Here is a 15,867-nt window from a genome sequence, read left to right on the forward strand (position 1 = left end):
AATTACAACCTCAATTTAGCTTCTTATATAGTCTTTCATATAATTTAACTTGTGTTCTATTTCTTGTATCAGGTATAATATGGCTAAGTAGCTTAGTACGGGTATGCTTAGCAAAATTGGAAGAAATTATAATTTAATTAAATTTTCATATCATATCGAATAAGATATTTGATTTATATAATGAAAGAGAGGTGAAACCTGGTTTAAAAAATATACAAGGACATGATATCGCATAACGGTAAGGACATTCGTCTTGGACGGTGAATATATGGTGGTTGTAGAGTTTCCCCTGGTGTCTCTACAATTTTAGTGAAATCAGTGTTTGCAAGATTTTTAAACCAGGCAACAACATGAAGAGAAAAGAGAATGAGTCTGTTAAAGTATTTGCTCTTGGTGGAGTAGGTGAAATCGGGAAAAACATGTACTGTGTTGAAATTGATTCTGAAATCTTTATTGTAGATGCAGGATTAATGTTCCCAGGAGATGAAATGTTTGGGATTGATATCGTTATTCCTGATATTACATACTTAGTGGAAAATCAAGAGCGAGTAAAAGGTTTATTTATTACTCACGGTCATGAAGATCATATTGGTGGAATTGTTTATGTACTTCGTAAATTATCTATTCCAGTGTATGCAACGAAATTAACGGTAGGACTTATACAAGAAAAACTTGGTGAAGCGGGCATGTTAGGCCGTGTGGACTTAAAAACAATCGATTCAAATTCAACAGTAGAGTTTAATACTACAACAGTGTCATTCTTTGGAACGACACATAGTATTCCGGATTCTGTTGGTGTTTGTTTCCATACATCAAAAGGTGCTGTAGTGTATACAGGAGACTTTAAATTTGATCAAACTCCAATTGGAAATAATGGAGCAGATCTTGGGAAAATGGCACAAATCGGAAATGAAGGCGTACTTTGCTTATTATCTGATAGTACAAACGCTGAGCGTCCAGGCTATACAGGTTCGGAAAAAGAAGTTGGTGTAGAAATTTCTAAAGTGTTCTACGGTGCAGAAGGTCGTATTATCGTTGCTTCATTTGCATCGAACGTACATCGTATTCAACAAGTATTTGACGCGGCTGCCGAAACAGGAAGAAAAGTAGCGGTAGTAGGACGTAGTATGGTGAAAGTAGTAGACATTGCAAGACGTCTTGGTTATTTAGATGTTCCAGAAGGTATGGTTATTTCATTACAAGAAGTAGACAACTTCCCAGAGAAAAAGGTAGCTATTTTAACGACAGGTAGTCAAGGGGAACCGATGGCAGCACTTTCTAGAATGGCGAAGCAAGCTCATAAACAAATTTCAATTCGTAAAGGTGATACTGTTATTATTGCAGCTTCTCCAATTCCGGGGAATGAAATATCTGTATCGAAAATTATTGATTTGTTATTTAGAGCTGGAGCTGAAGTTATTTATTACGGTGAAAGAAAAGTTCACGTTTCAGGTCATGGTAGTCAAGAAGAATTAAAACTAATGTTAAATTTAATGAAACCTAAGTATTTTGTACCCGTACATGGTGAGTTTCGTATGCAAAAAGCACATGCATATTTAGCTGAAGATGTAGGTATTACAAGAGAAAATATTTTTATCGTAGAAAAAGGCGATGTAATTGCTTTTGGTGATAATGAAGCAAACTTAGTTGGTAAAGTGCAAGCTGGTAATGTCTTAATTGATGGATTAGGTGTAGGTGACGTTGGTAATATCGTTCTTCGAGATAGAAAGATGTTATCTCAAGATGGAATATTAGTAGTTGTTGTAACACTTGGTAAAGATGAAAAGAAAATTATCTCTGGTCCAGAAATCATTTCACGTGGTTTTGTATATGTTCGTGAATCAGAAGCATTAATTGAGCGATCTACAGAGATTGTACGCATGATTGTTGAGCAATCAATTAAAGAATATTCAATTGAATGGTCTATGTTAAAACAAAATATTCGTGAATTATTAGGGCAGTTCTTGTACGAAGAGACAAAGAGAAAACCTATGATTTTACCGATTATTATGGAAGTGTAAAAAAGATCACCTTTACGGGTGATCTTTTTTCTTTTTAAACCCTATCGAATGAAATTTATAACTTAAGAAATAATAGTTATATACGAGTGAAAGGGGATGCGATATGACAGAACGTGATCGTTATACAAATGAAGAAAAAGAAGCTGGGCCGAAAGAAGTTCCGAAAGAAGCTTCAATAGTGGAGAAAATTCAACAGCTTGGACAAACGAATGTGCCGCAAATGAATGAATCACGTATTCATTGTTTAACAATCATTGGACAGGTGGAAGGTCATGTTCAGTTGCCACCGCAAAATAAAACAACAAAATATGAGCACATTATCCCGCAAATTGTCGCGATTGAGCAAAATCCGAAAATTGAAGGTTTGCTTTTAATATTAAACACAGTTGGAGGAGACGTTGAAGCAGGGCTAGCAATTTCTGAGATGGTAGCTTCGCTTTCGAAACCGACGGTATCTCTTGTTTTAGGCGGAGGGCATTCGATTGGTGTACCAATTGCAGTTTCGACTGATTATTCATTTATTGCAGAAACAGCGACGATGACGATTCACCCAATTCGTTTAACCGGTCTTGTTATAGGTGTGCCGCAAACATTTGAGTATTTGGATAAAATGCAAGAAAGAGTCATTCGATTTGTGACGAAACATTCGAAAGTAACGGAAGATCGTTTTAAAGAACTTATGTTTGCGAAAGGGAATTTGACCCGAGATATTGGGACGAATGTAATTGGTGGAGATGCAGTGAAGTATGGTCTTATTGATGATGTGGGTGGCATTGGGAGTGCACTTCAAAAACTAAACGAATTAATAGAGGCTCGCGCAGATGATAATGCAGAAGGAACGATGCTACAATGATTCTATATACAATTATGCCAGAGCAACTTGTATACCCTGCCGATTATTCGCAATGTGAAAGTCAAAAAGTTGTAAATATACATGGTGTTGAATTAATGGTTTCTGAAGAAGAACATGGGTGTTATTCTATTGTGCGTGTGTTAAGTACGAATCCATTTCACTACTTAGAGTATGAGCCTGGTCAGAAAATAACCTTTTAGCAAAAAGAAGGATTTTGTTCAGAAGCTATGGTATAATATAAAAAACAAGACGGTTGAGCAGCCATGAGTAGGGGGCTGCTTTCTTCTGTTTATTTAACATTTTACAAGAAGTGTAAAAATAGAAGAGATAAAGACCTGAAAGAATAGAGAAAACAGACATATAAGTAGAGTTTTTTTAGAGGTTGTCCTTATTTATATGTAGAACACGAGGTGAAGAAATGGCAAAACAAAAGCAAAGAGGGACGAAGGCAAAGGCAAGACGTACGATAAAGCCAACTCTATATTATGAAATCGTCGGTTTGGCTCTTTTTGCACTTTCAATCATTACGATTTTACAGCTAGGCGTTGTAGGGAAATCGTTTGTGTTATTTTTTCGCTTCTTCTTTGGTGAGTGGTACATAATTGGTGTGTTAGGTGTAATAGCTTTATCGGTTTCGTTTGTTATAAAACGTGGATGGCCGAACCTTTTAAATAAACGGTTAATCGGTTTTTATTTAATTGTATTGGCGATATTAATGTTCAGTCATATTACATTATTTAACCTTCTTACGAAAGATGGAGCAGTGCAAAATACTTCTGTTATTGTGAGTACGAAAGATAACTTCTTTCTTGAAATGAAAAAAGGGCCAGATAGCGTTCACTTAGGCGGTGGGATGTTTGGTGCGCTCATGTTCGCAACATGTTACTTCTTATTTGATGAAGTAGGAGCCTATATCATTGGAATTATTTTAGTTATTCTTGGAATACTTTGTATAACAAATAAGCATATTGGAGAAGTTCTTGCCCCGGTGGGTAGAATTCTTAGAAGTCAATTTCAAGTTATGCAAGGGGATTATAAAGATTGGCGATCAAAAAGGATTGCTGAACAAACAGAAAAGAAAAAAACAACAAGAAGTTCAAGACACGCACGTGCTGTGGAGCAAGAAGAAGTGATTGAGCCGATGGAAGAGATGCAAATTGATCCCCCCATTATTTCAAATTTCACTGAGAATTATCCTGTAAATGAAGAAGAGGATAAACGGATGGAAGAAGAACATGTAACAGATCCAATTACTTCACCGTTTATTGAAGAAGCTCCACCTATTGAAGAGCCTAAGAAAAAGCGTGGAGAAAAAATTGTGGAATCTTTAGAGGCGGAAACAAGTGCCCCACCGATGCAATTTTCAAATGTTGAAAATAAAGATTATAAGCTTCCTTCGCTTGATATATTAAAGTTCCCAAAAAATAAGCAAGTTACAAATGAAAATGCGGAAATTTATGAAAATGCTCGTAAATTGGAACGTACATTCCAAAGTTTTGGTGTGAAAGCGAAAGTGACAAAAGTACACAGAGGTCCTGCAGTTACGAAGTATGAAGTGTATCCTGATATGGGAGTAAAGGTAAGTAAAATTGTTAGTTTAAGTGATGATTTAGCGCTTGCTTTAGCTGCGAAAGACATTCGTATTGAAGCGCCTATTCCCGGGAAATCAGCTGTAGGGATTGAAGTTCCGAACTCAGAAGTTTCTATGGTAACACTTAGGGAAGTGCTGGACTCTAAGGCTAATAATCATCCAGAAGAGAAGTTGTTAATTGGTCTTGGACGAGATATTACAGGTGAAGCTGTATTGGCCCGTTTAAATAAAATGCCCCATTTACTAGTAGCCGGTGCGACAGGTAGTGGGAAAAGTGTGTGTATTAACGGGATTATAGTTAGTATTTTAATGCGTGCAAAACCGCATGAAGTAAAATTAATGATGATCGATCCGAAAATGGTAGAGTTAAATGTATATAATGGTGTGCCCCATTTATTAACACCAGTTGTAACTGATCCGAAAAAAGCATCGCAAGCTTTGAAAAAGGTTGTAAGTGAGATGGAACGCCGTTATGAGTTGTTTGCTCATAGTGGTACGCGGAATATTGAAGGGTATAACGATTATATTAAAGCGCATAATAATCAATCGGAAGCGAAACAACCTGAATTACCGTATATTGTAGTAATTGTGGATGAGTTAGCAGATTTAATGATGGTTGCTTCGTCGGATGTAGAGGATGCGATAATGCGCTTGGCACAAATGGCTCGTGCGGCTGGTATTCATTTAATTATTGCAACGCAGCGCCCATCGGTTGACGTTATTACAGGTGTTATTAAAGCGAATATTCCATCACGTATTGCATTCGCTGTATCTTCTCAAACGGATTCTCGTACAATTCTTGATGGTGGTGGCGCAGAGAAGCTGCTAGGTCGTGGAGATATGCTATTTATACCAATTGGTGCATCAAAGCCTGTTCGTGTACAAGGTGCATTTTTATCAGATGATGAAGTTGAGAGAGTTGTAGAATATGTTATTGGGCAGCAAAAAGCACAATATCAAGAGGATATGATTCCACAAGATGTCCCTGAGACAAAGCAGCAAGTTGAAGATGAATTATACGATGAAGCAGTTCAGCTCATAGTGGAAATGCAAACAGCGTCTGTTTCTATGTTGCAACGTAGATTTAGAGTAGGTTATACGCGAGCTGCTCGTCTAATTGATGCAATGGAAATGAACGGTGTAGTAGGTCCATATGAGGGTAGTAAACCGAGAGAAGTGCTCATTAATGATGTACAAGAAAAAAGTTCTTAAAAAAAGCCTAATTGTTTTTGCAATTAGGCTTTTTTATATACTGTTTTTGTTATATACTATATTCAACAAGAAAGAAAGGGCTTACATTCAAGTCGATTCTTTAGAATACGAATGCTATGAGTGTGCCTTTTTATAAATGTTCGATATTCATTGTAGAAAAATGTTAAATTTTGTTGACACGTATGAGAGCAAGTGGTAAGATTACTTCGAAAAGAATCACTGCCTCATATAATCTTGGAGATAAGGTCCATAAGTTTCTACCTGGCAACCATGAATTGCTAGACTATGAGGGGAAAAGTGTGTAACAAAGGATGTAAGGGATCTTTGTGCCGAACTTTTTCTCGAAAAGAGGAATGTTTATGGTGCAAAGTTTTTTTTATGCAGTAAAGAGTGAAAATTTTATCTAAAAAAATTATTAATATTTATTCGACAATTGTGTTTATTTTTAGTGATTAGTCATGTTTACTATGTTGTAAGTTGAAAAAAGAGAAAAGAAGTCTTACATCAGAGGTCGAATAATTGAAATGCGGGGGAGTCTTATGTCAGTAAAATCCGATAGTCGTCACCTATATTTACGGGTGATTGATCACATCAAAGAAAAAATTAAAGATGGGGCTTACAAAGAAAGACAAAAGCTGCCATCAGAGTTTGATTTAGCGAAAGAACTTGGCGTAAGTAGAGCTACTTTAAGGGAAGCATTGCGTATTTTAGAAGAAGAAAATGTTGTCATTCGTAGACATGGTGTAGGGACGTTTGTAAATGCAAAGCCATTATTTTCTTCTGGAATAGAACAACTTTCTAGTATTACAGATATGATTTCTAGTGTGGGGAAAACACCAGGAACAATCTTTTTATCATCATCTACAACAACTTTAACCGAAGAAGAAAAAGAGAAGTTTAATAGTGAAGATGGTTTTAATGCAGTGATGATTGAGCGTGTGCGTACAGCGGATGGGGAACCTGTTGTATATTGCATTGATAAACTTGCAAAAGAAATATTGCCGGATTTATCGGGCTACAATGAAGAATCATTACTTACAGTGATACATAATAACACGCATAAGCGCATAACGTATGCGGTTGCTCATATTGAGCCGATTGGTTACCATCCGAAAATCTCACCGATTTTAGAATGTGAGCCTGAAACAGCACTGCTTGTATTAAAACAAATGCACTATGATCAAAATGATGAGCCAATCTTATATTCTATTAATTACTTTAGAGCTGATAAGTTTAGCTTCCACGTATTAAGAAAACGTATGTAAGTAAGTTCCTTTTTAGGGAGGTGACAGCAAGAAGTAAGGGACAGCAGCGTAAGAAGAAATATATATATCATTTTAGGAGGGGTTTCTAGTATGAAGAAAAAAGCAGGTCTTTTATTATCATTAACATTAGCAGCAAGTACAGTTTTAGGTGCATGTGGTAACTCGGATAAAGCGAGCAGTGACAAGAAAGACAGTAAAGACAATAAAGATTTCAAAGTCGGTATGGTAACAGATGTTGGAGGCGTTGATGATAAATCATTCAACCAATCTTCTTGGGAAGGGCTAAAAAAGTTTGGTAAAGATAACGATTTAAAGGAAAAGACAAATTATCGTTACCTACAGTCTGAAAAAGAAGCAGATTATATTCCGAACTTAAAGAAATTTTCAAAAGATAAGTATGATTTATCTTTCGGAATTGGTTATAAATTAGAAGGTGCAATTAAAGAAGTAGCAAAAGAATCTCCAAAACAACAATTCGCAATCGTTGATACTGTTGTAGATGCACCAAACGTAACAAGCATTACATTTAAAGATCATGAAGGCTCATTCCTTGTAGGTGCGGTAGCAGCTATGTCAACGAAATCGAATAAAGTAGGATTTGTTGGTGGAATGAAGAGTGATTTAATTAGTAAATTCGAAAATGGATTTAAAGCTGGTGCAAAGGCAGTAAATCCAAATATTGAAATCGTATCTGAATATGCAGAAGCATTTGATAAACCTGAAAAAGGTACAGTACTTGCTTCAGCAATGTATGGTCAAGGCGTAGATGTAATTTATCATGCTGCTGGTGGTACAGGTAATGGTGTATTCACTGAAGCGAAAAACCGTAAGAAAAAAGGTGAAAACGTTTGGGTAATCGGTGTTGACCGTGACCAAAACCAAGAAGGTATGCCTGAAAACGTAACATTAACTTCAATGGTAAAACGTGTAGATATCGCTGTTGAAAAAGTAGCACAAGAAGCGAAAGACGGTAAATTAAAAGGCGGTAAAATAGAAGCGTTTGGCTTAAAAGATGACGGCGTTGGTATTGCAAAAACAACTGACAACGTGAAAAAAGTTAACCCTGAAATTTTAACAAAAGTAGAAGAGTTTGAAAAGAAAATTACAGATGGTGCAATTAAAGTACCAGCTACAGATAAAGAGTATAAAGAATATGAAGCTTCTCTAAAAAAATAAATAGAGAAATAGCAAAGGTTAGTTCATAGAACTAACCTTTGTATGTATAAAGCTTCCGAATTGCTTAATAAGTTAATAGTGTAATAGGGGAATGTTCCCTGTTAAAAGGAGGAACACAATGGAATACGTAATTGAGATGAATAACATTACGAAAGTATTCCCAGGCATTGTAGCGAATGATGATATTACGCTGCAAGTAAAGCAGGGAGAAATACATGCTTTACTTGGAGAAAATGGTGCAGGGAAATCCACATTGATGAATGTACTATTTGGTTTGTACCAGCCAGAACAAGGTGAAATTAAAATTAAAGGAAAAACTGTAAAGATTACAAATCCGAATATAGCAAATGACCTTGGTATTGGAATGGTACATCAGCACTTTATGCTTGTTCATAATTTTACAGTTACAGAGAATATTATTCTCGGAAACGAACCGAAGAAAAAAGGGAAAATTGCTGTTGAGGAAGCTGCTAAAGAAATTCAAAAACTGTCTGAACAATACGGTTTAGCTGTAGATCCATATGCGAAAATACAAGATATTTCTGTCGGTATGCAACAGCGTGTTGAGATTTTAAAAACACTTTACCGCGGGGCAGAAATTTTAATATTTGATGAACCGACAGCTGTGTTAACACCACAAGAAATTCATGAGCTAATTCAAATTATGAAAAAGCTTGTGCAAGAAGGGAAATCTATTGTTCTTATTACACATAAGTTGAAAGAAATTATGGAAGTTTGCGATCGTTGTACGATTATTCGTAAAGGAAAAGGGATTGGAACGGTTGACGTTGCAAATACGGATGAAAATAAACTTGCAGAATTAATGGTCGGACGTCAAGTGAATTTTAAAACAGAAAAAATAGACGCGAAGCCAAAAGAAGAGGTACTTTCAATTGCAAACCTTGTTGTTCACGATGCACGTCAACTACCTGCTGTAAAAGGCCTTGACTTAACTGTTCGTGCGGGGGAAATTGTTGGTATTGCAGGAATTGATGGAAACGGACAAAGTGAATTAATAGAAGCAATTACTGGTTTACGAAAAGTTGAGTCAGGTTCTATTGCAATTAAAGGGAAAGAAATAACAAATTGGCCTGTTAGAAAAATAACAGAAGAAGGAATTGGTCATATTCCAGAAGATCGTCATAAACACGGACTCGTTCTTGATTTTTCTGTTAGAGATAATATAGTTTTGCAAACGTACTATAAAAATCCGTTTTCAAAGAAAGGGATTTTAAATTTCAGCAAAATTACAGAAAAAGCAAAGGCACTTATTGAACAGTTTGATGTACGTACACCTAGTGAGCAAACGTTAGCTCGTGCACTATCTGGGGGAAATCAGCAAAAGGCAATTATTGCACGTGAAGTAGACCGTGATCCAGATTTATTAATTGCTGCACAGCCGACACGTGGTTTAGATGTAGGGGCAATTGAATTTATTCATAAGAGATTAATAGAGCAAAGAGATAAAGGAAAAGGTGTATTACTTTTATCACTAGAGTTAGAGGAAATTTTAAATGTTAGCGATCGAATTGCTGTTATTTATGAAGGAACAATTGTAGCAATAGTTGATGCGAAAGAAACGAATGAACAACAGCTTGGATTGTTAATGGCTGGAGGAACAAAGAAGGAGCAGGTGGGTACAAATGGCTAAAAAACTTTTAACAGAACGAACGATAAATATTTTAGTCCCAGTACTATCCGTTATTTTTGGCTTACTTGTAGGAGCGATTGTAATGCTAGTTAGTGGCTATGACCCAATTGTTGGTTATAGTGCACTTTGGACAGGCATGTTCGGCAGTCCAAGTGCGATTGGTGAAACACTTCGTACAATGATACCGCTTATTCTTGCTGGTTTATCGGTGGCGTTTGCATTTCGTACAGGTTTATTTAATATCGGGGTAGAGGGTCAATTGTTAGTTGGTTGGCTTGCAGCGGTTTGGTTCGGTTATGCAGTCTCGCTACCAGCTGTTCTTCACATTCCATTATCTATTTTATTCGCGGCGTTAGTAGGCGGAATCTGGGGTTTCATCCCTGGATATTTAAAGGGAAAGTTTCAAGTTAATGAAGTTATTGTAACAATTATGATGAACTATATCGCGTTATATGTAACATATGATATTATTAAGCGCTTTTTACACGAGGGTAATGATAAAACGTACGACATTAAAGAGAGTGCGTCATTATCTTCAGACTGGCTTGCATCCATTACTGACGGTTCACGCCTTCACTGGGGAATTATTGTAGCAATTTTAATCGCTATTTTAATGTGGTTCTTATTAGATCGAACAACTTTAGGTTATGAATTAAAGTCAGTAGGATTTAATCAACATGCTTCTCAATATGCAGGGATGAAAGTTTCTCGTAATGTAGTATTTTCCATGACAATTGCTGGTGCGTTCGCAGGGATTGGTGGAGCGATGGAAGGATTAGGAACATTCCAAAGCATGACAGCGATGTCCTCCTTTACAGGGGTAGGGTTTGACGGGATTGCCGTAGCCTTACTTGGAGGAAATAATCCGTTTGGTATTATCCTTTCAGCTTTATTATTTGGTGGTTTGAAAAGTGCTTCCCCTCAAATGAACTTTGAGGCAGATGTGCCATCAGAGCTTATAAACGTAATTATTGCATGTATCATCTTCTTTGTTGCATGTAGTTATGTGTTAAGATGGGCGCTTACACGCATGAGCAAGGAGGGGAAATAAATGAGCTTTTTAGATATATTAGCCATTCTTGTGACGGGTACGTTATATACATCGGCACCTATAATTTTCACAGCACTAGGTGGTGTATTTAGTGAACGATCGGGTGTTGTAAATATCGGATTAGAAGGACTAATGCTATTTGGTGCATTTATTGGAGTTGTTACAAACTTATTAATGGGTGATACTTGGGGAACGATGACTCCGTGGATTGCGTTATTGTTTGCGGCAATTGGTAGTGGTTTATTTGCATTACTTCATGCAGTAGCATCTATTACATTCCGAGCGGATCAAGTTGTAAGTGGTGTAGCAATTAACTTCTTATCTCTTGGTTTAACAGTATTTGCAATTAAGAAGATCTTTGATAAAGGGCAGACTGACTTTATTCAGTACCGTATTGAAAAGATTGATATTCCAGGTCTTTCGGATATTCCGGTTATAGGGAAAATATTCTTTTCAAATGTACCAATAACGTCGTATATTGCGATTATTTTAGCATTTGTTGTTTGGTATGTTATTTATAAAACACCGTTTGGTCTTCGATTGCGTGCTGTTGGTGAACACCCAATGGCAGCGGATACGATGGGGATTAACGTATATAAAATGCGCTATATCGGCGTTTGTATATCAGGGGTGTTTGCCGGAATTGGTGGAGCGATTTTTGCAATGTCCATTTCTAATAACTTCTCAGGGGCAACTATTACAGGACAAGGTTTCTTAGCTTTAGCTGCTATGATCTTTGGGAAGTGGAATCCGCTAGGCGCACTGGGTGCAGCTCTATTCTTTGGTTTTGCTCAGTCTCTTAGTGTAACGGGTGGAACAATTCCTGTATTAGACCAGATTCCAAGTGTTTTATTAACGATATTACCGTATGTATTCACAATATTAGCACTTGTCGGTTTTGTAGGTCGTTCTGAAGCTCCGAAAGCATTAGGAACTCCTTATGAAAAAGGAAAACGATAAGTAATTTGTAAGTAGAAAAAAGCTCGCACATTAGTGTGAGCTTTTTTACATAGAATATATGTAATACGAAATTTTACTATGTTCCTTACATATTATAGTTTTTAGAAAAAGTCATTTGTAAGCATAATAAGGAAGAAAAATTGGTTTTTTATTTCTAAAAACTGTATATTGAAGAGGAATATTCCTATATACGTAAAGGAGGGCTATAAATGAAACTAATGGAACAACAATTACATGAGTTAGGTGGTTTGCGAGTACATATTATTCCGACTGATAAATATAAAACAAATACCTTTGTATTTCGTTTTAAAGCACCTTTAAATGAGGAGACGGTGACAGAGCGTGCCCTATTGCCATACGTATTGCAAAGTGCGACAGAAAAACTTCCTTCTGTAATTCGTCTACGTCAATATTTAGAAGAATTATACGGATCTTCTTTGGGAGTAGATGTAAGTAAAAAAGGGGAAGACCATATCATCTCCATTTATGTAGACATTGCAAATGAAGTATATTTACACGATGCACCACCGTTATTTGAAAAAGCGCTTTCTATGTTATCGGATATTGTTTTACATCCAGTAACAGAGGGGAATAGTTTCCTACCTTCTATTGTAGAAAGTGAAAAAAGAGCGCTTTTGCAGAGAATTGAAGCTACTTATGATGATAAAATGCGCTATGCAAATGAGCGTTTAATCGAAGAAATGTGCAAAGTAGAACCGTATCGATTAAGTGCAAATGGAAAAAAAGAGAGTGTTACTTCTATTACAAATGAAAGTCTGTATCAATATTATCAAAAGGTGTTAGCGGAAGATGAAATGGATCTATATATTATTGGTGATATTTCAGAAAACGCAGTTGATCTTGTAAGTAAGTATTTTTCTATTACAGCGCGTCCTGTGAGAGAAAGAAATGTACTCCTTCATAAGCGAAATAATGAAGAAAAAGAAGTTGTTGAAAAACAAGAATTAAAACAAAGTAAATTACACATTGGTTATCGTACGTTTGTCACATATAAAGATGAAGATTATTTCGCGCTGCAATTGTTCAATGGGCTGTTTGGAGGTTTTTCTCATTCAAAGTTATTCGTAAATGTCCGTGAAAAGAATAGTTTAGCGTACTATGCAGCATCAAGATTTGAAAGTCATAAAGGCTTGTTGTTTGTTATGTCAGGGATTGAAGCAAAAAATTATGAAAAAGCAGTTGAAATTATTAAAGAACAAATGCTTGCGATGCAAAATGGTGATTTTTCTGAAGAAGAGATGCATCAAACGAAAAGTGTCATTCAAAATCAAATATTAGAAGCAATTGATACGCCACGTGGATTTGTGGAAATGCTATATCATGGTATTATTTCAGATCGTACACGTCCAGTTGAAGAATGGTTAACAGGTATAGAAAGTGTGACGAAAGAAGAGATTGTGAAAGTTGCTAAAAATATTGAACTAGATACAATTTACTTTTTACAAGGAACGGAGGGAGAATAAATGGAGAAGATTGTTTATGAGCAATTAAAAGAGACGCTCTATTATGAAAAACTTCCGAATGGATTAGATGTATATGTTTTACCGAAGCAAGGATTTAATAAAACATTTGCAACGTTTACGACAAAGTATGGTTCTATGGATAATACATTCGTACCATTAGGTAAAGAAGAAATGATTCGTGTACCTGACGGAATTGCGCATTTTCTTGAGCATAAATTATTTGAAAAAGAAGATCACGATGCTTTTCAATTGTTTAGTAAACAAGGAGCATCGGCAAATGCTTTCACATCCTTTACAAGAACAGCTTATCTTTTTTCATGCACATCAAATGTAGAACAAAATTTAAATACGTTGTTAAATTTCGTACAAGAGCCTTACTTCTCTGAAAAAACTGTTGAAAAAGAAAAGGGGATTATCGGACAGGAAATTCAAATGTATCAAGATAATCCAGATTGGCGCTTATACTTTGGATTAATTGATAGCTTGTTTGTAAAGCACCCCATTAAAATTGATATTGCAGGGACAATCGAGTCTATTAGTAAAATTACGAAAGACCTATTATATGAATGCTACGAAACATTTTATCATCCGAGCAATATGTTACTATTTGTTGTTGGTGCAATTGATCCAGAGGAAACAATGGACTTAGTGCGTGAAAATCAAGCGAAAAAAGATTATAAAAATCAGCCGGAAATTGTACGTTCATTTGAAGATGAACCAAATGAGGTAAATGAAAAGAAGAAAATCATTTCAATGCCTGTACAAACACCGAAATGTTTAGTCGGTATTAAAGCGACAAATTTAAAAGAAAAAGGGAAAGCTCTTTTAAAACAAGAAATCGCGCTTACGTTACTTTTAGATTATTTATTTGGAAAAAGCTCCGTTCATTATGAATCGTTATATAATGAAGGGCTTATTGATGATTCGTTCTCGTATGATTATACGGAAGAGAATAACTTCGGTTTTGCAATGGTTGGCGGTGATACGAAGCAACCGGATGAATTGGAAAAGCGTTTGAAAGATATTTTATTAAACACAAATTATGATCAATTAGATGAGGCAGCATTAGAACGAGTAAAGAAAAAGAAAATTGGTGGCTTTTTACGCTCGTTGAATTCACCGGAATATATTGCAAATCAATTTACGCGATATGCGTTTAATGAATCTAGCTTGTTTGATGCATTGACTGAATTAGAAAGCCTAACTGTTCAAGATTTACAAGAAGTAGCGAAATTATTATTATCAGAAGAAAAAATGAGCGTTTGTCAAGTTTTACCGAAAAAATAAAATTTAAAAGATACCCTCATCTTATCATTGATAAATTGTAAGATGAGGGTATTATTTAGTTATATGAAAAATGAGCTTGTAGAGATAAGAGAGGGTAATTATGAAAAAGTATGCATTAGTAACTGGAGGGAGCGGAGGGATTGGCTCTGCTATTTCAAAACAATTAATTCAAGATGGATATACTGTATATGTTCATTACAATAACAGTGAAGAGAAGGTAAATGAGTTACAGAAGGAATGGGGTGAAGTAATTCCTGTTCAAGCGGATTTAGCTTCTAATGATGGGGCAGAGCAGTTGTGGGGACAAATTGAACATCCTATTGATGTTATCGTATACGCAGCTGGGAAGAGTATCTTTGGATTAGTGACAGATGTAACAAATGATGAGTTGAATTATATGGTAGAACTTCAAGTTAAGAGTGTATATAAATTACTATCAATGGCACTTCCATCTATGATTGGGCGGAGAAGTGGAAATATTGTAGTTGTTTCATCTATATGGGGGCAAATAGGGGCTTCTTGTGAAGTGTTATATTCAATGGTAAAGGGAGCACAAAATTCATATGTGAAAGCTTTAGCAAAAGAGGTTTCTTTAAGTGGATTGCGTGTGAATGCGGTAGCACCAGGTGCAATTGAAACGGAAATGTTAAGTGTCTTTTCTGAAGAAGATAAGATTGGCATTGCTGAAGAGATACCATTAGGCAGAATAGGTTTACCAGAAGAGGTAGCAAAGACAGTTTCATTTCTCGTATCATCAGGAGCATCTTACATAACTGGACAAATTATCGGTGTGAATGGTGGCTGGCATTGTTAAAAAATTCTTACATAAAAAATGAAAAGTTGCACAAATTAAGCATGATTTTATTACTCAATAGTGAGGTGCTTAATTATGTCAGTGTTAGATAATTTTGATCAGTGGAAGAGCTTTTTAGGAGAACGTTTAGAACAAGCGGAAGGAAAAGGGCTTAATAATGGTGCCGTATCAGATATGGCATTTCGTGTTGGCGATTATTTAGCAAATGAAGTAGAAGCGCGTAACGATCAAGAAAAATTGTTGTCTGAGCTTTGGAAAGTTGCTGATGAACAAGAGCAGCATACAATCGCAAATTTAATGGTTAAGTTTGTACAACATAAGTAAAAGTAGAGAGGAGAATCTCCTCTCTACTTTTTTTGTATAATAATTACACGGGAGAGATTATACATTTAGCTTCCCTATTAAGGTGAAATCATATAATATAGTACGTAGGTGTAAAGTAAGCAAGGGGAGTGATCTTGGATGATTGAATGGTATTTTGAATATGAAATACATAAAAACC

At 35.9% G+C, this 15,867-nt stretch carries 13 protein-coding genes and 1 riboswitch; all 13 genes read left to right on the plus strand.

Going from position 1 to position 15,867, the window contains the following annotated elements; all coding sequences use genetic code 11:
* Window positions 1–350 precede the first annotated feature (350 nt).
* The 13 genes from JDS92_RS23330 to JDS92_RS23390 all read left to right on the plus strand — a co-directional run bounded on the left by JDS92_RS23330 (window position 351) and on the right by JDS92_RS23390 (window position 15,689).
* Window positions 351–2,021: a ribonuclease J gene (locus JDS92_RS23330; protein WP_000823093.1), complete on the plus strand. Its 1,671-nt coding sequence runs from the start codon at window positions 351–353 to the stop codon at window positions 2,019–2,021.
* 103 nt (window positions 2,022–2,124) lie between these two features.
* A complete protein-coding gene (gene tepA, locus JDS92_RS23335) occupies window positions 2,125–2,874 on the plus strand; it encodes a translocation-enhancing protein TepA (protein ID WP_000139820.1) in 750 nt (249 codons plus the stop codon).
* Window positions 2,871–3,074, plus strand: coding sequence for a YlzJ-like family protein (locus tag JDS92_RS23340; RefSeq protein ID WP_000605018.1), 204 nt, complete (start codon window positions 2,871–2,873; stop codon window positions 3,072–3,074). The genes tepA and JDS92_RS23340 overlap by 4 nt, the downstream gene beginning before the upstream one ends.
* Window positions 3,075–3,292: 218 nt before the next feature.
* Window positions 3,293–5,677, plus strand: coding sequence for a DNA translocase FtsK (locus JDS92_RS23345; RefSeq protein ID WP_199632589.1), 2,385 nt, complete (start codon window positions 3,293–3,295; stop codon window positions 5,675–5,677).
* A gap of 204 nt (window positions 5,678–5,881) precedes the next feature.
* A riboswitch (purine riboswitch) is annotated at window positions 5,882–5,983 on the plus strand.
* A gap of 233 nt (window positions 5,984–6,216) precedes the next feature.
* Window positions 6,217–6,942, plus strand: coding sequence for a GntR family transcriptional regulator (locus tag JDS92_RS23350; protein ID WP_000114182.1), 726 nt, complete (start codon window positions 6,217–6,219; stop codon window positions 6,940–6,942).
* 90 nt (window positions 6,943–7,032) lie between these two features.
* The gene (locus tag JDS92_RS23355) at window positions 7,033–8,118 is read left to right on the plus strand and encodes a BMP family lipoprotein (RefSeq protein WP_000725766.1); all 1,086 of its coding nucleotides are present in this window, start codon (window positions 7,033–7,035) and stop codon (window positions 8,116–8,118) included.
* Between the two features lie 118 nt (window positions 8,119–8,236).
* Window positions 8,237–9,769, plus strand: a complete 1,533-nt coding sequence (locus tag JDS92_RS23360) for an ABC transporter ATP-binding protein (protein WP_000456934.1) — start codon at window positions 8,237–8,239, stop codon at window positions 9,767–9,769.
* Complete coding sequence (locus tag JDS92_RS23365) at window positions 9,762–10,820, plus strand: ABC transporter permease (RefSeq protein ID WP_001085263.1); 1,059 nt, start codon at window positions 9,762–9,764, stop codon at window positions 10,818–10,820. Before JDS92_RS23360 ends, JDS92_RS23365 begins: the two co-directional genes overlap by 8 nt.
* Window positions 10,821–11,780: an ABC transporter permease gene (locus JDS92_RS23370; protein ID WP_000008852.1), complete on the plus strand. Its 960-nt coding sequence runs from the start codon at window positions 10,821–10,823 to the stop codon at window positions 11,778–11,780.
* Window positions 11,781–11,989: 209 nt separating this feature from the next.
* The gene (yfmF, locus tag JDS92_RS23375) at window positions 11,990–13,264 is read left to right on the plus strand and encodes an EF-P 5-aminopentanol modification-associated protein YfmF (protein WP_098711836.1); all 1,275 of its coding nucleotides are present in this window, start codon (window positions 11,990–11,992) and stop codon (window positions 13,262–13,264) included.
* Entirely contained in the window at window positions 13,265–14,551 is a 1,287-nt protein-coding gene (gene yfmH / locus JDS92_RS23380) for an EF-P 5-aminopentanol modification-associated protein YfmH (RefSeq protein WP_000411962.1), read from the plus strand.
* Between the two features lie 100 nt (window positions 14,552–14,651).
* The gene (gene ymfI, locus JDS92_RS23385) at window positions 14,652–15,365 is read left to right on the plus strand and encodes an elongation factor P 5-aminopentanone reductase (RefSeq protein ID WP_097957668.1); all 714 of its coding nucleotides are present in this window, start codon (window positions 14,652–14,654) and stop codon (window positions 15,363–15,365) included.
* A 75-nt stretch (window positions 15,366–15,440) separates the two neighbouring features.
* Window positions 15,441–15,689 (plus strand): DUF3243 domain-containing protein, encoded by a 249-nt coding sequence (locus tag JDS92_RS23390; RefSeq protein ID WP_000114447.1) that lies wholly within the window; start codon window positions 15,441–15,443, stop codon window positions 15,687–15,689.
* The last annotated feature ends 178 nt before the right edge of the window (window positions 15,690–15,867 follow it).

It is taken from the genome of Bacillus cereus group sp. N12 (genome assembly GCF_016483575.1).
GTDB lineage: Bacteria > Bacillota > Bacilli > Bacillales > Bacillaceae_G > Bacillus_A > Bacillus_A toyonensis.